This is a genomic window from Actinoplanes sandaracinus (genome assembly GCF_030009775.1).
GTDB classification, from domain to species: Bacteria; Actinomycetota; Actinomycetes; order Mycobacteriales; family Micromonosporaceae; genus Actinoplanes; species Actinoplanes sandaracinus.
Window position 1 is genome coordinate 271,130 of the sequence record NZ_JASCTH010000006.1, and the last position, 26,433, is coordinate 297,562.

Below are 26,433 nucleotides of genomic sequence, written 5' to 3' on the forward strand. Positions count from 1 at the left end.
TCCTCAGATGAGCCGGGCGGCCATCGCCCGGCCGATGGTGGACAGCGGTTGCGGTTGGGTCATGTCGTTGTGGTGGCAGTCGACGTCGACGACCTCGACCGCACCACCGACGTGCGGTGCCCAGCGGGCCGTCCGGTCCTCCCCGTCGGCCCGGTCCCGGGCGGCGACGAAGAGCAGGACATCACCGTCGACGCGACCGGGGACGAACTGCCGAGCCAGCCGGGAGTTGTTGGCGAACACGTCGTAGAGCGCGGCCCGGTGGTCCGCCGACAGGGTGTCCAGGGCGCCCTCGGAGAGCCGGCCCAGCGCGGTGTCGAACTCGTCGCGGTCCAGTACCCCCTCGGCGCGTTCGGCGTCGGACTTGGGGAACGAGTCGAGCATCGCCAACAGCGCCACCTTCTCGCCGTCGGCCTGCAGCAGCGCCGCCATCGCATGGGCGACCAGGCCACCGAACGACCAGCCGGCCAGGTGGTAGGGACCGGCCGGTTGCACGGCACGAAGCTCACGGACGTAGTCTTCGGCGATCTGCTCGACGTCGGCTGGAAGCGGACTCGAGGAGCCCGCGGCAAGCCCGCGCGACTGCAACGCGTAGACCGGCCGGTCCGGGCCCAGGTGGCGCAGGAGCCCGGCGTAGGACCAGCCGAACCCGCTCGCCGGGTGGACACAGAAGACCGGTGCCTCGTCACCGGTCGTGCGCAACGGCAACAGCACGTCGAACCCGTCCCGCCCGTCGTCGCCGGTGCGGAGCCCGGCGGCGAGCGCCGCCACCGTGGGCGCCTCGAACAGTGCCCGGATGGCCAGGTCGACGCCGAGCGTGGCGCGGACCCGGCTGATCAGCCGGGTGGCCAGCAGGGAATGACCGCCGAGGTCGAAGAAGCTGTCGTCGATGCCGACCGCCTCCAGGCCGAGCAGATCGGCGAACAACTCGGCGAGCACCGTCTCGTCGTGGGTCCGGGGCCGGCGCCGGTCGGTCGGCCGGACCTCCGGCGCGGGCAGCACGGCCCGGTCCAGCTTGCCGTTCGGGGTCAGCGGCAGGCGGTCGAGGACCACGAAGGCGCCCGGCACCATGTATCCGGGCACCCGCCGCGCCAGAGCCGCCCGCAGTTGGGCCGGCTCCGGCACCAGGCCCGGCTCGGGCACCAGATAGGCCACCAGCCGCTGGTCACCCGGGCGGTCCTCGCGGACGATCACCGCGCATCGGGCCACCTCGTCACGGGCCGACAGCACCGCCTCGATCTCGCCGAGTTCCACCCGGAAGCCGCGCAGTTTGACCTGGTCGTCCACCCGGCGCAGGAACACCAGTTCGCCGTCGCCGGTCCACCGGACGACGTCGCCGGTGCGGTACATCCGGGTGCCCGGATCGCCGAATGGGTTCGCGAGGAACTTGCCCGCGGTCTGTTGCGGCCGGTCCAGATAGCCGCGGGCCAGACCCGCGCCGGCGACGTAGAGCTCACCGGGCACGCCCGGCGGCACCGGCTGGAGCCGCTCGTCGAGCACGTAGAGCTGGGTGTTCGCCATCGGGCCGCCGATCGGCAACGGGCCGGGGCCGATCCGCCGCTGCGGGGAGATCCGATGTTCGGTGCAGTTGACCGTGGTTTCGGTGGGCCCGTACATGTTGTAGACGTCGACGCCCGGGTGGTCCCGTCGCCACTCGTCGACCATCTTGCCCACCAGCATCTCGCCGCCGAGCAGCAGCTCGGCACCGGGTGCGTAGGCGTCCGGCAGGGCCGACAGCAGTGGCAGGTGGCTCGGGGTGGCCTTGAGGAAGGTGCACGGGTGCTTCTCGAGCAGCCGGGCGGTGGCCGGGTCGTCGTTGAGCGGCGCCACCAGCACCGTGCCACCGACGGTCAGCGGCACCCACATGCCGGTCACGCTCAGGTCGAACGACACCGACGAGTGCAGCAGCGCCGCACCTCGCATCCCGGCGTACTGCCCGCCGGCGTAGGCGAGGTAGTCGGTCAGCGAGTGGTGCTCGATCACCACGCCCTTCGGCCGGCCCGTGGACCCGGACGTGTAGATCACGTACGCCGGGTTGCCGGGCCGTGGCCCGGCCGGGACGGCCGTGGTGGCGTCGCCGGTCGGCATCCGGTCGTCGATCAGCCGCTCGCCCGGCCCGGAGGGCAGCCGTTCGGCGGTGGCAGCGTCGGTCACCAGCAGCGCCGGTGCGGTGTCGGCGAGCATGTAGGAGATGCGCTCGGCCGGGTAGTCCGGGTCGATCGGCACATAGGCGCCGCCCGCCTTGAGGATCGCCAGCAGCCAGGTGACCAGCCGGGACGAGCGGGGCAGCGCCACCGCGACGAAGGTTTCCGGCCCGACCCCGCGCCCGGCCAGCAACGCGGCCAGCCGGTCGGTACGCCGGTCGAGCTCGCCGTAGGTCAGCTCGGTACCGCCGTCGGCGAGGGCCACCGCCTCCGGGGTGCGGGCCGCCTGCTCGCGGAACCGCTCCAACAGGGTCAGCGCCGGCACCGGCACTCCGGTGTCGTTCCAGTCGATGAGCACCTGCCGGCGTTCGTCCGCGGTGAGCAGGTCGACCGCGCCGATCGGCTGGGCCGGTGCCGCGGCGAGCGCGGCGAGCACGGCCAGCAACCGGTCGGCGATCCGTTTGACGGTCGACTCGTCGAACATGTCGGCGCGGTAGTCCAGCCGGCCGGTGAGCCCGGCCGGTTCGCCCGCGTCGCCGAGTCGTTCGCCGAGGGTCACCGACAGGTCGAACTTGGCCGAGCCGGTGCCGGCGGACATCCCCTGCACGGTGAGGCCGGGCAGGTCGACCTGCAGCCGGGCGTCGTTGTGCAGGGCCAGCACCACCTGGAACAGCGGGTGCCGCGACGCCGACCGGGTCGGGTTGACCACCTCGACCAGACGCTCGAACGGCACGTCGGCGTTGGCGTAAGCGGCCAGCGCGGTACCGCGGACCCGGCCGAGCAGCTCGGTGAAGGTGGGGTCGCCGCTCGTGTCGGTGCGCAGCACCAGGGTGTTGACGAAGTAACCGATCAGCGGGTCGGCGGCCTCGTCGGCCCGGCCCGCGATCGGGGTGCCCACCGGGATGTCGGTGCCGGCGCCGAGCCGGGTCAGCAAGGCCGACAGCGCGGTCTGTGCCACCATGAACAGGCTCGCCTGGTGCTCGCGGGCGACCGCCGCCAACCGGGCGTGCAGACCGGCCGGGACGTCGAAGCTCACGCTGCCGCCGGGCCGCTCGCCCCCCGCCGGCCGGGAGCGGTCGGTGGGCAGGTCGAGCTCGTCGGGCAACCCGGCCAGGACGTCCGACCAATGCCGCAGCTGGGCGCTGAGCAGGCTGTCCGGGTCGTCCTCGGCGCCCAGGGTCTGCTGCTGCCAGAGGGTGTAGTCGATGTACTGCACGGGCAGCGGCGCGAAGTCCGGTGCTCTCCCGGCGCACCGGGCGGTGTAGGCCCCGGCCAGGTCGGTGGCGAGCGGCCCGGCCGACTGGCCGTCGCTGACAATGTGGTGCATGAGCAGCAGGAGCACGTGCTCGTCCGGGCCGAGACGGAACAGGGCGGCCCCCAGGGGCGCCTCACCGGCCAGGTCGAACCGGTGCCCGGCGGCGCGGCGCAGGGCGATCTGCAGCTCGTCGGCCCGCACCTCGTGCACGGCCAGCTCGGGTGTCTCTGCCGGCCGGACGAGCTGACACGGCTCGCCGTCGTACTCGTAGAACACCGTACGCAGAGTCTCGTGCCGGGCCACCACGTCGCCGATCGCCGCCCGCAGGGCCGACCGGTCGAGCGCGCCGGTGAGCCGCAGGATCAGCGGCACGTTGTAGCTGACGTCGGAGGAATCGAACCGGTTCAGGAACCAGAGCCGCCGTTGCGCGAAGGACGCCGGGATCCGGTCCGGCCGTGCGACCGGCCGCAGCGGGGTCCGGGCCGTCCCCCCGCCGGTCAGGCGCTGGGCGAGCCCGGCCACGGTGGGCGACTCGAACACCGCCCGGACTCCCAGTTCGACGCCGAAGACCGCCCGGATCCGGTTGACGATGCGGGTGGCGAGCAAGGAGTGCCCGCCGAGGGCGAAGAAGTCGTCGTCGGCGCCGACCCGGTCCACGCCGAGCACTTCGGCGAAGACTCCGCAGAGCACCTCCTCCTGCGGGGTCCGCGGGGCCCGGCCGGCGCCGGCCGGACTGAAGTCGACCGGGGGCAGGGCCTTGCGGTCCACCTTCCCGTTGGCAGACAGGGGCAGGACGTCGAGACGGACCACCACCGACGGCACCATGGCGTCGGGAAGCCGGGCCGCCGTGTGCTGCCGCGCCAGCTCGGGATCCGCCGCGCCGACGATGTAGCCGACCAGCCGGTTGGTTCCGGCCGGGTCGGTGTCGACCGCGACGGCGGCGTCGAGCACGCCGTCGGCGCCGCGCAGCACCGACTCCACTTCGCCGAGCTCGATGCGCTGGCCGCGGATCTTCACCTGGTCGTCGACCCGGCCGAGGAAGTCGAGCCGGCCGTCGGCGAGATAACGGACCCGGTCGCCGGTGCGGTAGAGCCGCGAACCGGGCCGGGTGGCGAACGGGTCGGCGACGAACGTGCCGGCCGTGCGGTGGGGGTCGTTCAGGTAGCCGTGGCCCACGCCGACGCCGCCGACGCAGAGTTCGCCGGCCACCCCGACACCGACAGGCTGCAGGTGGTCGTCGAGCACATAGAGCTGGGTGTTGCGTACGGCGCGGCCGATCGGCACCCGGGGACCGGCGGCGTCACCGGGTTGCGCCACGACGGCGTGCGTGACGTCGTCCGAGCACTCGGTCGGGCCGTACGCGTTGAGCATCGGGATTCCGGGGTGGCGGGCCAGCCAGCGGTGGCACAGGTCGGGCGGCAGCGCCTCACCGGTGACCAGCAGCCAGCGCAGAGCGCTCAGCCGGGACGCGCCGCCGCCGTCCCAGGCGTCTAGGGCGGTGCGCAGCAACGACGGGACGACCTCCAGGATCACCGGGGCGGTGCCCGGCACACAGCCGAACAGGGCGGCCGGGTCCAGTGCGGTCTCGTCGTCGACGACGTGGGTGGTGCCGCCGACCAGCAGCGCCGAGAGCATCTGCCATACCGACACGTCGAAGGTGAGCGGCGCGTTCTGCACCACCGTGTCCCGCTCGGTCAGGGCCAGGTCCTCCACCTTGGTGAGCAGGTGGTTCACCATTCCCCGGCGGTGGACCATGGCACCCTTCGGTCGCCCGGTCGAGCCGGACGTGAAGATCACGTAAGCGAGGTCGTCACCGGTGACCACCGGCAGCCCGGTCACGTCGGCCGGGGCGTCCGTGGTGACCGCCAGCGCGGCCGGCCCGGCCAGGCCGGCCGCCACCTCCGCGTGCCGGGTGTCATGGACGACCAGAGCCGCACCGCTGTCGGCCAGCAGGTCCGAGTTGCGGGCCAGCGGGGACCGCGGGTCCAGCGGAAGGTAGGCGGCGCCGGCGGCGAGCGTGCCGAGCACGGCCACGACGGCGTCGATACCGCGGTCGGTCAGCAGGGCGACCAGCGCCCCCCGGCCCGCCCCGGCGGCGCGCAACCGCGCCGCCAGGTGGTCCGCGCGGGCCATCAGGTTCTGATAGGTCAGCGAGCCGGTGCGGTCGGTGACCGCGACCGACAGCGGATGGGCGGCGGCGACCCGGCGGATCACTGTCACCGGGTCCTCGTCGGGCAGCGGCCGGGCGGTGTCGTTCCAGCCGGTCAGCATGAGCCGGCGCTGGTCCGCGCCGATGATGTCGGCGGCCGAGGTCGCCACGTCCGGGTCGGCCGCGGCGGCCTCCAGCATCGCCAGGAACCCGTCGATGATGCGGGCGGCGGTGTCGTCGTCGAACAGGTCCCGGCTGTAGTCCAGCCGCCCGTCGATGCGCCCGTCGGGGCGCTCGGTCAGGTCGATCGACAGATCGAACTGGGCGTGCGCACCGACCTGGTCGATCGTCACGGTCAGCCCCGGCACGTCCAACTCGACCTCGTTGTTGTTCTGCAGCACCAGCATGACCTGGAACAGCGGGTTGCGGGCCATCGAACGGGGCGGGTTGAGCACCTCGACCAGCTGCTCGAACGGGGTGTCCTGGTGCGAGTAGGCCGCCAGGTCGACGTCGCGGACCCGGTCCAACAGCTCCCGGAAGGTGGGGTCGCCCGCAGTGTTGGCCCGCAGCACCAGCGTGTTGACAAACATCCCGACCAGTTCGTCGACGGCGTCGTCGGTGCGCCCGGCGATCGGGCTGCCGATCGGGATGTCGGTGCCGGCGCCCAGCCGGGTCAGCAGCGCGGCCAGCGCGGCGTGTAGCACCATGAACAGGCTCGCGCCCTCCGTGGCGGCCAGGTCGGTCAGCCCGCGGTGCAGGCCGTCGTCGACGGTGAAAGTGAGCATGCCGCCGTCGTGGCTGGCCAAGGCGGGCCGGGGCCGGTCCGCGGGCAGGGTCAGCTCGTCCGGCAGGCCGGCCAGGGCGTCGCGCCAGAACCGCAGCTGCCGGGAGATCTCACTCGCCGGGTCGGTCTCGTGGCCGAGCACCTCGCGCTGCCAGATGGCGTAGTCGGCGTACTGCACGTCGAGATCGGTGAAACCGGGCGACCGGCCGGCCAGCCGGGCGGTGTAGGCCTGGGAGAAGTCGCGGCCCAGCGGCGCCATCGACCAGCCGTCCCCGGCGATGTGGTGCAGCAGCAGCAGAAGCAGATGGTCGTCGCCAGCCAGCCGGAACAGCCGGACCCGCAGCGGCGGCTCGGTCGCCAGGTCGAAACCGCGACCGGTCTCGGCCAGCAGCTCGGCGCGGGCCCCGGCCTCGTCGGCAGGCTCGGCGGTGAACGACGGCAGCGCGTCGGCCGGGTCCAGGACCACCTGGTACGGGACACCGTCCAGGTCGGGGTAGATCGTACGCAGGCTCTCGTGCCGGCCGATCAGGTCACCCAGGGCGCCGCGCAGCGCTGTCTCGTCGAGCCGGCCGCGCATCCGCAGCGCGATTGGGATCTTGTAGGGCGAGGCGTCCCCGTCCAGCCGGTTGAGGAACCAGAGCCGGTGCTGGGCGTGCGACAGCGGGATGCGCTCGGGCCGGGGCATCGCGGTCAGTGCGAGCCGGGCCGGCCGGGCCCCGGCCAGGTGCGCGGCCAGGCCCTCCACGGTGGGCGACTCGAACAGGGTACGGACCGCCAGCTCGGCGTCGAACGTGCTGCGGATCCGGCCGACCAGCCGGGTGGCGAGCAGCGAGTGCCCGCCCAGGGCGAAGAAGTTGTCGTCGATCCCCACGTGCGGCAGGTTCAGCACGTCGGCGAACAACCGGCACAGGACATGCTCGTCCTCGGTGCGGCCGGCCCGGCCGGACGACGCGGCGCCGTAGTCCGGTACGGGCAGGGCTCGGCGGTCGACCTTGCCGTTACCGGTCAGCGGCAGTACGTCCAGCAGTACGATCGCGGCCGGAACCATGTACTCGGGCAGCGACGCGGCGGCCCGCTCACGCAGTTTCTCCGGAGCCGGGTCGGTGCCCCGGACCGGTACCGCATAGGCGACCAGGCGCTTGTCGCCCGGCTGGTCCTCGCGGACCAGCACGGTGACCTGGGCCAGCTCGGGCTCGCGGGCCAGAGTGGCCTCGATCTCGCCCAGCTCGATCCGGAAGCCGCGGATCTTGACCTGTTCGTCGGCCCGGCCGATGAACTCGAGCGTGCCGTCCGGGCGCCAGCGGACCACGTCGCCGCTGCGGTACATCCGGCCGCCGGTCGCGCCGGCCGAGGCGAACGGGTCCGCCAGGAACCGTTCGGCGGTCAGCCGGGGCCGGTTCAGATAACCCTGTGCCACCCCGGCGCCGGCGATGTAGAGCTCACCGGCCACCCCGGGCGGGGTGGGCCGGAGGCTGTCGTCGAGCACGTAGAGCCGCATGTTGTCGAGCGGGCGGCCGATCGGCACCGCCGCCGGAACCTGCTCGGCGTCGGTCATCAGGTAGTGCGAGGCGAACGTGGTGGTCTCGGTCGGGCCGTACCCGTCCCCGACGACCAGGCCGGGGCAGGCCCGCAGCACCCGCCGGACCATGGCCGCGGGAACCACGTCGCCGCCGGTCCAGACCTCGCGGACGCCGGCGAACGCCGTCGGGTCCTCCTCGGCCAGCAACCGGAACAGACCGGCGGTCAACCAGCATGCTGTCACGTCCCGGCTGGTCAGCGCGGTGCGCAGGTCGTCCAGGTCCAGCTCGCCGGCCGGTGCCACGACGACCGCGTCGCCGGACAGCAGCGGTACCCACAGCTCGTAGGTGGAGGCGTCGAACGCCAGCGGCGAGTGCAGCAGCACCCGCTGCTGGCGCCCGCTGCGCCAGCAGCGGTCCCCGGCTAGGCTGATCACGTCGTGGTGGGCCACCGCGACACCCTTGGGCGCCCCGGTGGAACCCGACGTGTACATGACGTAGGCGAGGTCGCGCGGGTGCGCGGCAGCCGGCAGTTCGGCGCCGGCCGTGGCGATCGCCGCGCGAGTGGCCGGGTCGTCGACCACGACGACGAGCGCGCTGTGGTCGAACTCGTGCCCGGCCCGGCGCTGGTCGGTGAGCAGCACCGTGCTCGCCGTGTCGGTCATGATGTGCGCCAGGCGATCGGCCGGGTAGCGCGGGTCGAGCGGCACGTACGCCGCACCGGCCCGCAGCACGGCCAGCACCGAGACCACCTGGTAGACCGAGCGTTCCTGCAGCAGCGCCACCCGGGCCCCCCGGCGTACGCCCAGCGTGACCAGATGGGCCGCCAGCCGGTCGGCGCGTGCGCCCAGCTCCCGGTAGGTCAGCTCGGTGCCGTCCGCCCCGGACACGGCGATCGCGTCCGGGGTCCGGGCTGCCTGGTCCGCGAACCGGCCGGCGATGCCGCCGGTGGTTACCGGCGGCGTGGTCCGGGTCTCGTTGAAGTCGCGCAGGACCAGCTCGCGCTCGCCGGCCTCCAGCGCGTCGAGCCGGGCCACCGGTGCCAGCGGGTCGGCGATGATCGCGGTGAGGATCCGGACCAGCCGGTCGGCGAGCTGCCCTGCCCGCGCCGCGGGGAGCAGGTCGGGGCGGTGGTCGAGCTGCAGTCGCAGTCGGGGGCCGGGAACGGCGGTGACGGTCACCGGGTAGTGGGTGGCGTCGTGCCCGGCCACCCCGGTGAGGCGCAGACCGGAACCCGGCAGGGTGAGCAGCGCCGGGTCGAGCGGGTAGTTCTCGAAGACGACCAGGGTGTCGAACAGTTCCGCGAAGCCGGTGCCGCTCTGGATCTGCGGCAGCGGCAGGTACTGGTGGTCGATCAGCGCCGACTGCTGGTCCTGCACCCGCCGCAGCAGCTCGTGGACCGGTTCCGCCGGGTCGAGCCGGACCCGCACGGGCAGGGTGTTGATGAACAGCCCGACCATGCTCTCGATGCCCGGCACCTCCGGCGGGCGACCGGAGACCGTGCCGCCGAAAACGACGTCGCTCCGGCCGGTCAGCGCGGCCAGCAGGACACCCCAGGCGCCCTGCAGCACGGTGTTGACGGTGACACCCCCGGCCCGGGCCGCGGCGGTCAGCGCCGTGGTCAGCTCGGTGGACAAGTCCACCACCAGCCGCTGCGGGCGCGGGGCGGCACCGTCCGGCGCGGCCCCCAGCAGCAGGGTGGGCTCGGACAGGCCGGCCAGCGCCGCGTGCCACGACGCGGTGGCGGCGGCCTGGTCCTGGTCGCCCAGCCAGGCCAGATAGTCCCGGTAGGGGGTGACCCGGGGCAGTTCGGCGCCGTCGGTGGCGTAGAGCGTGAACAGCTCGCGCATCAGGGTCGGCACCGACCAGCCGTCGAGCAGGATGTGGTGGTTGGTCAGCACCAGCGTCCAGGTGTCGGCGCCGGTGCGCAGCAGCGTGAACCGCAGCAGCGGCGCGGCGGTCAGGTCGAAACCGGTGGCCCGGTCGGCGGCGAGGATCGCTTCCGGCGCGGCCGGGTCACCGGTCACATCGTGCTCGCTCCACGACACGCGCACCCCGTCCACGACGACCTGCACCGGTTCGCCGTTCAGCAGCTGCCGGAAGGTGGTACGCAGGTTGGCGTGCCGGTTCAGCAGGTCGTCCGCGGCGGTGCGCAGGCGGGCCGGGTCGAGCGCCCCGGCCAGGTCGAAGCGGAGCTGAACGGTGTAGACGTCGTGGTCTCGCCCTTCGTACTGGGCGTGGAAGAGCAGGCCCTCCTGCAGCGACGACAGCGGCAGCAGATCGACCGTGCCCGGCTGGGCCGCCTCGAGCGCCTCGATCTGCTCCTGCGGCAGGGCCACCAGCAGATCCGACGGGGTGAGCCCGCCGGCGCCCGGGGTGCGGGCCTGCCCGGCCAGCGACTCCAGCGCGTGCGCCCAGTCGGTGAGCAGCCCGTCCACGTCGCTCTCGGTGAGCAGCTCGCGGGGCCAGGACAGGGTGATCGAGAGCTGGGGCCCGTCGGCGTGCTCGCGGGTCACCGCGGACGCCTCGAGAGCGTGCGGCACCGGCAGGGCCGGGTCCGCACCGCCGCCGAGTGCCGCCGCGTCGGCGGCCACCGTCCAGGGCCGGTCGGCGGCCGGGTCGGTGACCGGGAACCGCCCGAGGTAGTTGAACCCGATCTGGGCCGGCGCCGCCTCGTCGAAGCGGGCCGCCGTCTCGGGGTTAAGGTAGCGCAGCAGGCCGTACCCGATGCCGTTGCCCGGCACCGCCCGCAGCTGCTCCTTGATGCGTTTGAGCGCCTGGCCGGGCCGCTGATCCGGGCCCGGGTCCAGCCGCACCGGGTACATCGTGGTGAACCAGCCGACCGTGCGGGACAGGTCGGTGTCGCCGGTCAGTTCCTCCCGGCCGTGGCCCTCCAGATCGACGACCAGGCCGGTGCCGGTCCGACCGCGGCGGGCGCGGTGGCGGGCCACCGCCAGGGTCAGCGCGGTGAGCAGCACATCGTTGATCCGGGCGTGGAACGCGGCCGGGACCTCGGTCAGCAGAGCCGTGGTCAGCTCGGTGGTCAGGGTACGGCTCACCTGACGTCCACTCGCGACGGTGTCGACCCGCGGATCGAGCGGCCGGTCGGCCAGCGGTGCCTCGTCGCCGTCGGCGGCGGCCAGCCAGAACGGCAGCTCGGCCAGTCGCCGGCCGGTGGCCGCCTCGGCCACTGACAACTCGGCGAAACGGCGTAGCGAGGTGGGCACCGGCTCCAGGGCCGGCGCATCCCCCGCGAGCACGGCCTCGGCCGCGGCGGCCAGGTCGGGCAGCAGGATCCGCCAGGACACCCCGTCGACCACGAGGTGGTGCACGGCCAGCAGCAACCGGCCGGCCGCGCCGGGACCGGCGTCGAACCACACCGCCTGCACTAGCACGCCACGCTCGGGATCGAGCCTATTCTGTGCGGCCTGGGCGATCAGCGCGGCCCGGCTGTCGTCCGGGCAGCCGATGACATCGACCCGGGTGAGCAGCCCGGCGGCGGAGACGCTGCCGGCTGGGCCGATGAGCTGGGACCAGCCCGACGCGTCGCGGCGCAGGGTCATCCGTAGCGCGTCGTGGCGGTCCAGCACCGCCTGCACCGCGGTGGTCAGCTGGTCGGCGCGCAGACCGGCCGGCGTGGTCAGCACCATCGACTGGTGGAACCCGTCGATCGGGCCGCCCCGCTCCCGCAGCCAGTGCACGATCGGGGTGAGCGCGACCTCACCGGTGCCGTCGTCGGCGGGCGCCGAGCGCACGTCCCGGTCGTCGGCCGCAGCAGCGAGAGCGGCCACGGTACGGTGCACAAAGACGTCCCGCGGGCTGAACCACAGACCGGCCTTGCGGGCCCGGCTGACCAGCTGGATCGAGACGATGCTGTCGCCGCCCAGATCGAAGAAGCTCTCGTCGACGCCCACCCGGGGTACGCCCAGCACCTCGGCGTAGAGCCCGGCGAGCAGTTCCTCGCGGGCGGTGGCCGGCGTCCGGCCGGTGCCGGTGCCGTACTCGGGTGCGGGCAGCGCCCGGCGATCCAGCTTGCCGGCCGGGGTCAGCGGCATCTCGGCCAGCGCGACCACGGCGGCCGGCACCATGTAGTCGGGCAGGGTGGCCGCGACGTGTTCCCGCAGCGCGGCGCCGTCCACCATCGACCCGGCCACGCCGACCACATAGCCGACCAGCCGCTTCACGCCGGGCTGGTCCTCGCGGGCGAGCACGGCGGCCTGCGCGACGGCGGGGTGCCGGGCCAGCGCCGCCTCGATCTCGCCCGGCTCCACCCGGAACCCGCGGATCTTGACTTGGCTGTCAGCCCGGCCGACGAACTCCAGCGCGCTGTCCGCTCGCCAGCGGACCACGTCGCCGGTGCGGTACATCCGGTCGCCCGGCGCACCGAACGGGTCGGCCACGAAACGTTCCGCGGTCAGCGCCCGCCGGTCCAGGTACCCCCGGGCCAGGCCGCGGCCGGCCACGTACAGTTCGCCGGGCACGCCCGGCGGGACCGGGCGCAGGTACCGGTCCAGCACGTACACGCGGGCGCCGTCGACCGGCCGGCCGATCGGCGGGGTTTCGCCGGCGCCGTCCAGCGGCGCGGACAGGGTCGCGGCGACGGTGATCTCGGTCGGCCCGTAGGCGTTGACCATGCGGCGGCCGGGGGCGAACCGCGCCACCAGGCCGGGATCGCAGGCGTCGCCGCCCACCACCAGGGTGCTCAGCACCGGCGGGCTGACCGGGGGCAGTGCGGCCAGCGCGGCGGGCGGGATCAGGGCGTGGGTGACGCCGTAACGGGTGAGCACCTCGGTGAGGTCGTCGCCGACCAGCGGGCCCGGTGCGGGCACCACCAGCGCCGCCCCGGCGCCGAACGCCGCACACAGCTCCAGCACCGAGGCATCGAAGCTGGGCGAGGAGAACTGCAGTACCCGGTGGCCGGCCCGGACGTCGAAACCGGCCACGATCGCGGCGGTGAACGCGGGCAGGCCGGCGTGGGTGACCAGGACACCCTTAGGCCGGCCGGTGGAGCCGGAGGTGTAGATCACGTAGGCGGGCTGGTCCGGGTGGATCTGGGCCGGAGCGGACACTGCGGTGGCGCTCAGGTCGACGGTGTCCAGCAGCAGGTGGGGCACCGGGGTCTCGGGGAGATCCGTATCGGACGTGGTGAGCAGCAGCATCGGAGCGGCATCGGCCAGTATGAAGCCGATCCGCTCGTTCGGGTAATTCGGGTCGACCGGCAGCCAGGCGCCGCCGACCCGGCTGACCGCGAGGACCGCGGTCACCAGTTGCGGGCCACGCGGCAGGGCCAAAGCCACGACGGACTCCGCGCCCACCCCGTACGACCGCAGTAGCGTGCCGAGCCTGCCGGCGGCCTCGTCGAGCTCGGCGTAGGAGGTCGATCCGTCCGGCCCGAGCAGGGCCGGCGCATCCGATTGCGCCGCCACCTGCGCGGCGAAGATCTCCGGGAAGGTCCGCTGGTCACCGGTCGCGCCGGTGGCCGATCCGGCCCAGCCGGTCACCAGGTCGCGTTCCGCCCCGGTCAGCCGGTCGACGGCCGTCACCGGGGTCGCCGGGGCATCGGCGATGGTGTCGAGCAGTGTCACCAGGCGGTCGGCGAGGGTGCGGGCGGCCGCGTCGTCGACCAGGTCGGCGCGGTGGTCCAGGCGCAGCACCAGCGGGTCGCCGGGCAGCGCCACCAGGGTCAGCGGGTAATGGGTGGCGTCGTGGCCGGTCACCCCGGTGACCCGTAGGCCGGTGCCGGGCAGGTCGAGCGCGGCCGGATCGAGCGGGTAGTTCTCGAAGACGGTGAGGGTGTCGAAGAGTTCGCCGTCGGTCCCGGCGAGCCGCCGGATGTCGGCCAGGCCGAGGTACTGGTGGGCCATTAACGCGGCCTGCTCGTCCTGGACCCGGGTCAGCAGCCCGGCCAGCGGCTCGGCGGGGCTGAACCGGATCCGCACCGGCACGGTGTTGATGAACAGACCGAGCATCGTGTCGACACCGGGCAGCTCCGGCGGGCGCCCGGCGACGGTGGCGCCGAACACCACGTCGTCCTCGCCGGTCAGCGAGCCGAGCAGCAGGGCCCAGGCGGTCTGGACAGCGGTGTTGAGGGTGACGCCGAGGGTGCGGGCGGTGGCGGTCAGCCGAGCGGTCAGATCGCCCGGCAGCGGCACCCGGAGCTGGTGCGGGGTGGCCGGCGCCCGCTCGGGGTCGGCCGGGGCGAACAGTGTCGGCCCGGACAGCCCGTCCAGGGCGCCGGACCAGGCCAGCTCGGCCTCGCCGCGGTCCTGCCGGTCCAGCCACATCAGATAGTCCCGGTACGGCGCGGTGGTCGGCAGCGCCCGGTCCTCGCCACCCGCCGCGTAGTGCGCGAACAGTTCCTTGGCCAGCAGCGGCATCGACCAGCCGTCGAGCAGCAGGTGATGGTTGGTCAGCACCAGGTGCGACGCGTCGTCGCCGGTGCGGATAAGCATGCCGCGCAGCAGTGGCGGGCCGGCCAGCTCGAAGCCGCGCCGGCGGTCGGCCCGCACGAGGTCGTCGGCGGCGCCGGCCCGGTTCGCCTCGGGCCGGTTCCGCAGATCGTGCTCCTGGAAGTCCGGGGCCACCTCACGGCTGACGACCGCCACGGTCTCACCGGTCTTGCGCTGTCGGAAACCGGCACGCATGTTGGGGTGTCGGCGCAGCACCGTCGCCATCGCCGCGGTCATAGCGGCAGCATCGACGGGACCGGTCAGGTCCACCACGAACTGCACGGTGTAGAGGTCTGACGTGGTCCCGTCGTACAGCGCGTGGAACAGCAGTCCCTGCTGCAACGGTGACAACGGCAGGACGTCCTCGATGCGAGACTGCTTGCTCACTTCTTCTCCCTACAGATTGTCGGCTTCCAGCTCGTCTTCGAACTCGTCGATCTCGTCCTGGGACAGCGCGGAGACGGTCAGGTCCGACGGCGTGTGGCCGCCGGTGCCGCCGTCCGTGGCGTAGGTGGCGATCCCGGCCAGCGCGGTCGTCCAGTCCTCGGCCAGGTCGCGCACCGCGGCCTCGTCCAGCACTTCGCCCGGCCAGCGCACCACCGCGCCGAGCCGCGGTCCGTCCGGCCCGTCGATCGCCCAGACGGTGAAGTCCACCGGGTAGGCGACCGGCTGGCCGGCGTCGGCGCCGCCGCCCATCCGACCGGTCGCGCCGGTGCCCAGGCGACCCAGATAGTTAAAGAGAATCTGCGGTTTCGCCAGGGCGGCCAGGTGCTCCGCTGTCCCACTGTTCAGATATCGCAGCAGGCCGTAGCCGAGGCCGTCATCGGGTGCCGACCGAAGCTGTTCCTTCACCTGCTTGAGGGCCGATTCGACGGCTGGGCCGCCGATCCGGGTCTGGTTCCACTCCACCGCACCGGCATCGAGCCGCACTGGAGCCAGACTCGTGAACCAGCCGACGGTCCGGGACAGCTCGGCGCCGTCGCCGGCCCGGCCGTGCCGCTCGATGTCCACCAGCACCGGCGCCGGCCGGTTGCGCCAGTTCGCCACGGCCAGCGCCAGGGCGGTCAGCAGCGCGTCGTCGGTACGGCAGTGGAACATCGCCGGCACGGTGGCCAGCAACGGCCCGGTGACCGCCGCGCTCACCTCGATCCGCACCTCCCGCAGGGTGTCCACGGTGTCCCTGGCGGGATCGAGCGGCCGCTTGCCGAGCAGCGCCTCCCGTTCGCCGAGTGTTCTGGTCCAGTGGGCCAGTTCAGCCTGCCGGGACGGGCCGGACGCGTCGGCGCTGAGTTGCGTGGCCCACTGCCGGAACGAGGTGCCCACCGGTGGCAGCGGCGCCCGGGGGTCGAACAGCAGAGTCCGCAGGTCGGACAGCAGGATCGGCCAGGAGACGCCGTCCACGACGAGGTGGTGGGCCGACACCGTCAGCGTGGCGCCGGACCAGCGGAACCACAGGTTGTGCCCGAGTCTCGGGTCCAGCGCCGTCCCGTCGGCGCCGGTGATCAGATCGGCCGCCGCCACGCTGCCGCGCGGGCCGACGGCCAGCCGCCAGGACCCGGCGGTTCCGGACAGCCGCATCCGGAGCACGTCGTGGTGGTCCAGCAACCGCTGCACCGCGTCGGTGAGCGTCCGCGCGGTCAGCCCCGGCGGCGCGTCGACGGTCATCGACTGGTGGAACCCGGTCACCGGGCCACCCGTGTCCAGCCACCACCGCATGATCGGGGTGAGCGGGACATCGCCGATCCCGGCGTCGGGGTCGGCCGGCTCGTCAGCACCGGTGGTCCGGGCGGCCAGGGCCAGCGCCGCCACCGTCTTGTGGGTGAAGACATCACGCGGGGTAAGCTCCAAGCCGGCCTGCCGGGCCCGGCCGACCAGGTTGATCGAGACGATGCTGTCCCCGCCGAGGTCGAAGAAGGAGTCGTCGACCGTCACCGCGGGCAGGCCCAGCACGTCGGCGAAGAGCCCGGCCAGGACCTGTTCTGCGGGCGTGCGGGGGGCACGCCCGTCGCTGGCCGGCCCGCCGCGTTCCGGGGCAGGGAGGGCGTCACGGTCGAGTTTGCCGTTCGCGGTCACCGGAAGCCGGTCGAGCAGCACGAAAGCGGCCGGGACCATGTATTCCGGCAGCCGTTCGGCCAGGGCGCCGCGCAGGCCGGTGAGATCGACCGTCTGCCCGGCCGCCGGTACGACGTACCCGACGAGCCGTTTGCTGCCGGGGGCGTCCTCGCGGACCAGCACCACAGTCTGGGCGACGGTGTCCTGCGCGGCGATCGCGGCCTCGATCTCACCCAGCTCGATCCGCAGCCCACGGATCTTCACCTGGTGGTCGGTACGGCCCTCGAACTCGAGGGCGCCGTCGAGCCGGCGCCGCACGACGTCGCCGGTCCGGTAGAGGCGGTCACCCGGCCCGGCGAACGGGTCGGCGACGAACCGGCCCGCGGTCAGCGCCGGCCGTCCCCGGTAGCCGCGGGCCAGCTGCACCCCGGCCAGATACAGCTCGCCGGGAACTTCCGGCGGCACCGGGCGCAGGAACTCGTCGAGCACGAGGAGGCGGGTGTTCCACACCGGCCACCCGATCGGCACGGTCTTCTCGCCGGGGGTGCAGGCCCAGTAGGACACATCGACCGACGCCTCGGTCGGGCCGTAGAGGTTGTGCAGCCCGGCGTGGCCGAGCACCCGGTGGAACCGGTCGGCCAGGTCCGGCGCCAGCGCCTCGCCCGAGCAGATCACCGTACGCAACCCCGAACAGCCCGCCGCCGTGGGTTCGGCGAGGAAGGCCGCCAGCATCGGCGGTACGAAGTGGACAACGGTGACCGCCTCGCGCTGGATCAGCCCGGCCAGGTAGGCGGGATCGCTGTGCCCGTCGGGTTTCGCCACGACCAGTGCGGCCCCCTCGATCGAGGCCCAGAAGAACTCCCACACCGACACGTCGAACCCGGAAGGGGTTTTCTGCAGCACCCGGTCGTGCGCGGTGAGCCGGTACTCGTGCTGCATCCAGGCGAGCCGGTTGACGATGCCCCGGTGCGGCACGACGACGCCCTTGGGGTTTCCGGTCGACCCGGAGGTGTAGATCATGTAGGCCGGGTGGGTGTCGTGCAGCACGCCGGTGCGCTCGTCGGGCCCGATCGGGCCGGACGGCAGCGCCCCCACCGCGTCGCGGACCGGTGCCGCGTCGATCCGCAGGCCGGGGCCGAGCCCGCTGGTCGACTCGACGGTCAGCATCAGGGCCGGCGCCGAGTCGGCCAGCAGGTAATCGATCCGGGCGGCCGGATAGCCGGGGTCGATCGGCAGGTATCCGGCGCCGGCCTTGACCACCGCGTGCAGCGCGACGATCAGCTCGAAGGACCGGGGGATCGCCACTGCCACGAAGCTCTCCGGGCCGACCCCTTCGGCGATCAAGCGGCGGGCGAGACGGTTGCTCGCCTCATCGAGCTGCCGGTAGGTCCAGGTGACCCCGTCGAAGATGACGGCGGGGGCGTCCGGGGTACGGGCCGCCTGTCGGTCGAGCAGGTCGGCCAGGGTGACCGGCTCGACCCGGTGGGCGGTGGCGCCGCTCAGGACCAGTTCCCGTTCGGCCGCGGTGATCGGCTCGAGCCGGGCCAGCGGGATCCCGGGATCGCCGGCCACGGTGGCGAGCACCGCGCGGAGCCGGTCCAGCACGGCCTCGGCCAACCGGGCGGGCACCGCGTCGGGCCGGTACTCCAGTCGCAGCCCCAGCTTGTCGCCGGGCACCAGCACCAGGGCCATCGGGTAGTGGGTGGCGTCGTGCCCGCTCACCGCCTCGATCCGCATGCCGGTGTCGCTGGTGTCGAGCACCGCCGGATCGACCGGATAGTTCTCGAAGACCACCAGGGTGTCGAACAGTTCACCGCCGAACCCGGTCGTCCTGCGGATCTCGGTGAGGCTGAGGTGCTGGTGCGGTTGCAGTGCCGAAGTCTGGTCCTGCAACGCGGCCAGCGTCGCGGCGAACGACCGGGCCGGGTCGAGGGTCACCCGGACCGGCACGGTGTTGATGAACAGGCCGACCATGGTCTCCACCCCGGCCAGCTCGGCGGGCCGGCCGGCGACCGTCGCGCCGAACAGCACGTCCCGGCGGCCGGTCAGCGAGCCGATCAGCGTGCCCCAGGCGCCTTGGACCAGGGTGTTGAGGGTGACCCCGGCGCCCCGGGCCGCCTGCTGCAGCGCCCGGGTCAGCTCGGCCGGCACCCGGTGCTGGAGCTTGGCCGGTGGTGCCGGGGCGAGCCCGGCCGCGGCCGGTGCGACAAGTGTCGGTGCGGTGATGCCGGACAGCGCGTCACGCCAGGCGTCGCGGGCGGCCTCCCCGTCCTGGGCCGCGAGCCACGCCGCGTAGGCGCGTGGCGCGGCGACGGCGGGCAGACCGCTCGGGTCGCCGCCGGTCCGGTAGAGGTGGAACAGGTCACCGGCCAGCACCGGTATGGACCATCCGTCGAGCAGGATGTGGTGGTTGGTCAGGATCAGCCGGTGCCGGCCACCGGGCCGGCCGACGAGGGTGAACCGCAGCAGCGGGGGCCGGGCCAGGTCGAAACGCTCAGCCCGGTCCGCCGCGAGCAGGCGGTCCAGCTCGGCGTCGTCGTCCACCCGGGTGTCGCGCCAGTCGACCGCCACGTTCTCGCAGACCACCTGCACCGGTGGTGTCCGGCCGTCGTGGACGAACGCGGTGCGCAGACCCGCGTGCCGGTCGAGCAGCGACTGCGCGGCGTGGCGCAGCCGGTCCCGGTCCACCGGCCCGGTCAGGTCGAAGACGAACTGCACGGTGTAGACGTCCGGCCCCTGCGCGTCGTAGGCCGCCAGGAACATCAGACCGTCCTGCAGGGGAGCCAGCGGCAACACGTCCACCAGCGTCGGATGTGATTGTTCCAGCCGCTCCACCGCTGCCTGGTCGAGGCCGGCCAGGGGCAGGTCGGACGGGGTGCGCCCGCCACCGCCGGGCCGGGCCGCCCGCTCGCAGACGGCGGCCACCGCACGCTGGAAGTCGCGGGCCAGGGCCTCCACACGCCGGCGGTCGATGACCCCGTCGGGCCAGGACCAGGCCGTCGACAGCGCCGGGCCGTCCGGCCCATCCACCACCACCGCGTTGACCTCCAGGCTGTGCGCGACCGGCAGGGCACTGGTGGTGCCCACGGCGATCTCGCCGCCGACCGTCACCATCGACCAGTCGGACCCGTCATCGGCGGCGATCCGGCCCAGATAGTTGAAGCCGGCCTCCGGCGCCTGCGAGGCTCGGACGGCGGGCGCGCGCAACTGCTCCTTGACCCGCTTCACCACCTGGATGGACAGGTCCGAGCCGGCCAGGGCCGCGGCGGCGTCCGCGCCGTCGAGTTCCAGGACCCGGGTGGTGATCCGGGTGAACCAGCCGACCGCGTGCGCGAGATCGTCCGGTCGGCCGTGCTCCTCCACGTCCACCAGCAGCGGCTCGTCCCGCTCGGCTCCGGCGCGGACCGCCACCGCGAACGCGGCCAGCAGGATGTCGTCCACACCCGCGTGCAGGGCCGGCGCGGCGACCCGCAGCAGCGCCTCGGTCTCGGCCACCCCGAGGGTGACCACGTGCCGCAGCGCGGTGACCTCGGTGTCGGCGGGTGTGACGGGCCGGCGTGCCTCGAGGACGGAGCCGCCGGGCACGGGCGCCTCGACGGCGGGCGCGGGATCCGGAGCCCGGTGGGCCCACGTGCGGTAGGACACCGGCACCAGGTCGAGCCGGCCCCCGGCGACCACGGTCGCCAGGTCGTCGATCAGAATGCGCCAGGAGACGCCGTCCACCGCGAGGTGGTGGACGGCCAGGACCAGCCAGCCCGGGGTGGCCGGGCCAGGGTCGCACCACACGGCGCGCACCATGGCCCCTGCCGTGGGCCGCAGCTCGGCCAGCGCGGCGGCCCGCTCCTGCTCGAGCCGCTCGTCGCCGGGATCCGGTGTGCCGGTGACGACGTGACGCAGGCACCCGGCGGCGTCGACACTGCCGGGCGGGGTGACGGTGAGCCGCCAGTCGGCGCCGTCGCGGCGCAGGGTCAGCCGCAGCGCGTCGTGGTGGTCCAGCAGCACCTGCAGCGCGGCCCGCAGCCGGTCGTCTGTCAGGCCCGCGGGTGTGCGCAGAACCACCGACTGGGCCACGCCGTCGATCGGGTGCGTGGTGCCGGCGCGATCGCGCAACCACCGCACGACTGGGGGCAGCGGCACGTCGCCGACACCCGCCCCGGCAAGCTCGGCCGGGGCGTCGACCGGGACGGCCAGGGCGGCCAGCGCGGCGACGGTGCGATGCGTGAACACCTCGCGCGGCGTGACCCGCAGACCCGCCTGCCGCAGCCGGCTGACCAGCTGGATCGAGACGATGCTGTCCCCGCCGAGCTGGAAGAAGCTGTCCTCGGCGCCGACCCGCGGCAACCCGAGCACCTCGGCGAAGATGCCGGCCAGCAGCTCCTCGCGGTGGCCGCGCGGGTCCCGGCTGGAACCCGCGACGGCGAAGTCCGGTGCCGGCAGGGCGGCCCGGTCCAGCTTGCCGTTCGGGTTCAACGGCAACGCGTCGAGCAGCACGTAGCCGGCCGGGGCCATGTATTCCGGCAGGGTGGCGCCCAGATGTGCCCGCACCGAGTCCAGGTCCAGCTCGGTGCCGGCCGGGACCAGGTAGGCGACGAGCTGGGCGCCGACCGGACCGTCGGTCCGGGCCAGCACTGCGGCCTGGGCGACGGCGGGATGGCTTTGCAGCACCGATTCCACTTCACCGGGTTCGATCCGGTATCCGCGTACCTTCACCTGCTGGTCGGCGCGCCCGAGATAGTCGAGTTGGCCGTCGGCGTGCCACCGCGCCCGGTCACCGGTGCGGTACATCCGGGAGCCGGACGGCCCGTACGGGTCGGCGACGAAACGTTCCGCGGTCAGCGGCGGCCGGTCGAGATAGCCGCGGGCAAGTCCGGTGCCGGCCAGGTACAGCTCCCCGGTGACGCCCGGTGGTACCGGGCGCAACGCCGCGTTCAGGACGTACGTCTGAGTGTTGGTCCTCGGCGCGCCGATCGGTGGTGGCGCCTGGCCCGGGTCGTCCGCGGTTCCGCCGTACCAGGCGGTGGCGTAGACGGTGGCCTCGGTGGGTCCGTAGATGTTCGCCACCGCTGCGTCCGGCATCGCCTTGCGAATGTCCCGGACCGCCTGGGCGGACAGCGCCTCACCGGCCAGGACCACCTGCTGGGCGGTCGCCTCGACGGCCCCGCCCGCGAGCAGCTGGGCGAACGCCGACGGCACCGCGCTGATCAGGCTGCCGCTCCAGCCGCCGGGCCGGTCGCCCAGGGCGAGGATGTCGTCGACCACCTCGATCTGCCCGCCGCACGACCACGGGCCGAACATCTCGAAGACCGACACGTCGAAGTTGAGCGACGTGCTGGCCAGCACCTTGGACAGCGCCGGGGCGCCGATCTCGGTGCGGGCCCAGCAGGCCAGGTCGACGGCGTTGTCGTGGCTGACGACGACGCCCTTGGGCCGGCCGGTGGAACCGGAGGTGTAGATGACGTAGGCCGGGTTGGCCCCGCGCAGCGGCCGGACCCGGTTGGCGTCGGTGACGTCGACGCCGACCTGGGCGGCGATCGCGGTGGTCACCGGGTCGTCGTCGAGCCGCAGGATCTCTCCGGCGTGGGCGGGGTCCAAGCCGACCGTGCCGACGGTGACGGTCAGTGCCGGCGCCGCGTCGGCGAGCATGAAGTCGATCCGGTCGGGGGGATACCGCACATCGACCGGCAGGTAGCCCGCGCCGGACTTGAGGACGGCATAGACGGCCACCATGAGTTCGGCCGACCGGGGCATCGCCAGCGCCACCAGTCGTTCCGGGCCGGCCCCGCGGGCGATCAAGACCCGGGCCAGCCGGTTTGCAGCCGCGTTGAACTCGGCGTAGGTCAGGGTGATCGGCCCGCAGGTGACCGCGATCGCGTCGGGCGTACGCGCGACCTGCTCCTCGATCAGCTCGGGCAGGCGGAGCTCGGGCACCGGCGCCGAGGTCTGGTTCCAGTCGTGCAGTACGGTGCGGCGTTCGGTGGTATCGGCCAGCTCCACCAGACCCAGAGGCTGGTCGACCGGCATCCGGGCGACCTGGTCGAGCAGCGCGGCGAAGCGCCGGGCGTGCCTCTCCGCCTCGGTCTCGGAATACAGCCCGGGGTTGGCGTCCAGCTCGATCCGGGCGACGGTGTCGCCGTCCCGGGCGTCCAGCACGAAGGCCAGGTCGTCCACCGGCCCGCCGGCGAGGTTGAAGGTCCGGCCGGTCAGGCCGGCGAAGGTGAGCGCGCCGCCCCCCGGCCCGGCGTCCAGCAACAGGTTGAGGTGCGGGCCGATGACCGACCGGTCGCCGGTGAGCTTGAGGTCGCGCTGCAGATCCTCGAAACGGTATCGCTGGTGCCGGAGCGCCCCGTGCAACCTGGCCGAGGCGTCGGCGACCGCCTCGGCCAGGGTGCGGTGTGGTGCGGCGGCGAGCCGCAGCGGAGCGATCGCCGACATCATGCCGGGGGTGACCCGGGCGGCCCGGCCCCGGCGTGCGGTCAGCGGCAACCCGAGGACCACGTCGCTGGTGCCGCTCAGCCCGTGGAAGAACGCCGCCGTCGCGGCCGCCACCACCGCGGGCACGCTGGCGCCCAGCTCCCGGGCGGTGGCCCGCAGCCGACCGACGGTCTCCGGGTGCAACCGGGCGCCGCGGCGGATCAGACGGTCCGGTGTGGACGGCTGCCGGTCGGTGAGACCGGCCGGGGCGGGCCGGTCGGCGAAGAGACGCAACCAGTAGTCGCGGTCGGCGGCGAATTTCTCGCCCGCGCGATACTGCGACTCGTCCGCGGCCAGCTCCCGCAGCGGGCCGAACTCGGTCGCGGGCACCGGCTCGCCGGCGCTCAGGGCGGTGTAGACGGCCGCGACCCGGCCCGCCACCAGGACGATGCCGTAGCCGTCCAGCGCCAGGTGGTGGTACTGCTGGTACCACCAGGTGCGGTCGTCGGCGACCCGCAGCAGCGCCCAGCGGAACAGCGGCCCGGTGCCGAGGTCGGCGGCCCGGCCCGCGTCGGCGCGCATCCAGTCCCGGCCGGCCTCGGCCGGGTCCGCCTCAGCCCGCAGGTCCAGCACGGTCAGCGCCGGATCCGCCTGGGGCAGCACCGTGACTGCCGGCTCGTCGGCCGTCTCGTCCACCCGGATCCGCAGCGCCTCGGTATCGGCGAGGGTGCGCCGCAGCGCCGCCTCGAACAGCCCGGCGTCGATCGGCCCGCCGATCTCGATGTACTCGGCGAGGTTGTAGATGGGGTTGGCCGGGTCGAGCCGCTGGGCCAGCCAGACACCGTGCTGGGCCGGGGTGAGTGGATGGATTGCCACGACGCGTCCTCCAGGTAGTTGTTTCCGGATGCGATTACTTGGCGCGGTACGCGCGGGTGGCCAGCACGGCGGCGATGGCCAGCAGGGCCAGGGTCAGGCCCACCGCGGCCGGTACGGGGTGCTGCATCGGCCACGAGTCGCCGGCCGAACCGGGGTTGCCGAACAGTTGCCGGCACGCCGCCACGACCACCGACAGCGGGTTCCACTCACAGACGGTGCGCAGCCAGGCGGGCAGCCCGGTCAGCGGGATGAAGGCGTTGGACAGGAAGGTGGCCGGCATGACCACGAGGAAGGACACGGCACTCACCGACTCGGCATTGCGCAGCTTCAGCCCGACCAGCACCCCCACCCAGGCCGATGCGAAGCCCAGCAGCAGCAGCAGGCCGAAGCCGGCGAGCGCCGAGGTCAGCCCGTTGTGGACCCGCCAGCCCATCGCGTAACCCACCACGGCCATCGCCACGCAGGCGCAGACCACCCGGGTCAGGTCGGCCACGGTCCGGGCCAGCGGAACGGCGAAGCCGGCCACCGGCAGCGACCGGAACCGGTCGTCGATGCCGTTGCGTAGATCGTCCACCACGCCGAGCGCGGTGTGCTGCAGGTTGGTCAGCATCATCTGGGCGAAGATGCCGGCCATCAGGAACTCCCGGTAACCACCGCCCTCGACCTCGATCACGCTGCCGAAGAGGTAGCCGAAGATCACGACGTAGGCGATCGGCATGACGGTCACGCCGAGCAGCCGCATCGGCATCCGGGTCAGATGCCGCAGGTGCCGGTTGGTCAGGGCGGTGGTCTGCACTGCCAGGGCGATCATGCCGGCACCTCTTCCGGGATGGGGCCGGGGGTCCGGCCGACCAGCGACAGGAACACGTCGTCGAGGGTGGGTGCGCTGCTGGTGAAGACGTCGATCTCGATGCCGGCGTCGCGCAGCGCGGTGGCCGCGGCGGCGATGCCGGTGACCCCGCCGGCCACGGCCAGCCGGATACTCACCCCGTCGGCGTCGAGCATCGGCTCGGCGCCGGTCGAGGAACGGGCCAGAACCTGGACCGCGGTGACGGCCTGCGTAGCCGAGCGCACCCGCAGGTGCAGCTGCTCGCCGCCGACCTTGCGCTTGAGTTCCTCCGCGGTCCCGTCGGCGAGGACCCGGCCGTCGTCGAGCACCGCGACCCGGTCGGCGAGCTGGTCCGCCTCCTCGAGGTACTGGGTGGTGAGCAGCACCGTTGTACCCAGGCCGACCTGCTCCCGCACGGTCGCCCACAGGGTGCGGCGGTTGGTGATGTCCAGGCCGGTGGTGGGTTCGTCGAGGAACAGCACCGGCGGGTCGGCGACCAGGCTCGCGGCCAGATCCAGCCGCCGGCGCATCCCACCGGAATAGGTCTTAGCCAACCGGCCGCCGGCCTCGGTGAGACCGAACCGCTCCAACAGCTCGTCGGCGCGCCGGCGGGTGGCCCGACGGCCCAGCCGGTAGAGGGTGCCGATCAGCACCAGGTTCTCCCGGCCGGTGAGCATCTCGTCGACCGCGGCGTACTGCCCGGTCAGGCCGATCCGGCGGCGTACCTCGCCCGGGTCGGCGGCCACGTCGTGCCCGCAGACCCGGGCGGTGCCGCCGTCCGCGGCCAGCAGGGTGGACAGGATCCGGACCACGGTGGTCTTGCCGGCCCCGTTCGGGCCAAGCAGGCCGAGTACCGTGCCGGCCGGCACGCTCAGGTCCACCCCGTCCAGCGCGACCTGCGAGCCGTACGTCTTGCGCAGGCCGGTGATCTCGATGGCGAGGGTCATGACGTCACTCCTGAGGACGGGAAGAAGCCCGGGATCGACCGGCCGCCACCGGCCGCGACGACCTGTTCGAAGGCCCAGGCGCCGACCGCGAGGTCGAGTACGCCCAGCCCGAACGGCGCGAAGATGGCGGCCCGCTCGGGGTCGCGCCGCAGCCGCCCGGTGAGCAGGTCGGCCAGGGTGCCGTCGACGAAGTCCCGGTTCCCGGTCTGCTGCACGGTCAGGTGCAGCGAGGTCCGCTCGCGTACCGCGTGGTCGATGTCGTCGGTCACGTTCTGGGCGGCGAGGACCAGCTCCGGGCCCAGGTCCCGCAGCGAGAGGTGCAGCACGACCGGGCGGTGGGCCAGCAGGGCGGGGTCGTGCAGGTGTGGTTCGCCCGCCACGGTGGCCAGGACGACCAGGTCGGCCGCCATCGCGTCGGCGATGTCGGTGCACACGGTGATGTCCTCCGCGCCGTCGTCCTTCAGCGCCGTGCCGAAGGTCGCCGCGGCGGCCGGGTCGAGGTCGTAGAGCCGGTAGGCGTCGACGTCCCACTTGAGGTCGCGCAGGAACCGGCGCACGTGGTCGGCGATCAGGCCGGTGCCGATGAAGGCCACGGTGGGCGCGCGCCGGCCGCCGATCAGCTGCTCGGCGCCGAGCACGGCCGAGGCCGCCGTCCGGCTGGCCGAGATCACCGAGGCCTCCAGCAGGGCGTACGGATACCCGGTGCCGACGTCGTTGAGCACCAGCACGGCGGAGGCGCGCGGAATGCCCTGCGCGGTGTTGCCGGGGAAGCTGGCGATCCACTTGATGCCGGCCACGTCGGCCCCGCCACCCAGATAGCCGGGCAGGGCGATGGCACGGTCGCGGTGGCGGTGCGGGAAACGCAGGAAGCTGCTGTGCGGCAGGGCGCTGTCGCCCTCGTCGTGCCACAGGTAGCTGAGCCGGACGGCTTCGACGCAGGCCTCGCGGTCGGCTTCGATCACCCCGGAGATGTCGGCGGCGGTCAGGACGGTCAGGTCGGGGACGGTCAAGGTCATGTCGGTC

Annotated in this window: 5 protein-coding genes; all 5 read right to left on the reverse strand. The window is 73.5% G+C overall.

The window, feature by feature from the left end; genetic code table 11:
* Nucleotides 1-3: 3 nt before the first annotated feature.
* From QLQ12_RS11670 to sbnB, 5 genes are read right to left on the reverse strand one after another with little or no spacing between them, the layout of a single operon-like run.
* Nucleotides 4-14,682: a non-ribosomal peptide synthetase gene (locus QLQ12_RS11670; protein ID WP_282759317.1), complete on the reverse strand. Its 14,679-nt coding sequence runs from the start codon at nt 14,680-14,682 to the stop codon at nt 4-6.
* A 9-nt stretch (nt 14,683-14,691) separates the two neighbouring features.
* Complete coding sequence (locus QLQ12_RS11675; protein ID WP_282759319.1) at nt 14,692-23,634, reverse strand: non-ribosomal peptide synthetase; 8,943 nt, start codon at nt 23,632-23,634, stop codon at nt 14,692-14,694.
* Between the two features lie 34 nt (nt 23,635-23,668).
* Nucleotides 23,669-24,445, reverse strand: a complete 777-nt coding sequence (locus QLQ12_RS11680; protein WP_282759321.1) for an ABC transporter permease — start codon at nt 24,443-24,445, stop codon at nt 23,669-23,671.
* The gene (locus QLQ12_RS11685) at nt 24,442-25,410 is read right to left on the reverse strand and encodes an ATP-binding cassette domain-containing protein (RefSeq protein WP_282759323.1); all 969 of its coding nucleotides are present in this window, start codon (nt 25,408-25,410) and stop codon (nt 24,442-24,444) included. The genes QLQ12_RS11680 and QLQ12_RS11685 overlap by 4 nt, the downstream gene beginning before the upstream one ends.
* Complete coding sequence (gene sbnB / locus QLQ12_RS11690; protein WP_282759324.1) at nt 25,407-26,426, reverse strand: 2,3-diaminopropionate biosynthesis protein SbnB; 1,020 nt, start codon at nt 26,424-26,426, stop codon at nt 25,407-25,409. The genes QLQ12_RS11685 and sbnB overlap by 4 nt, the downstream gene beginning before the upstream one ends.
* Nucleotides 26,427-26,433 lie beyond the last annotated feature (7 nt).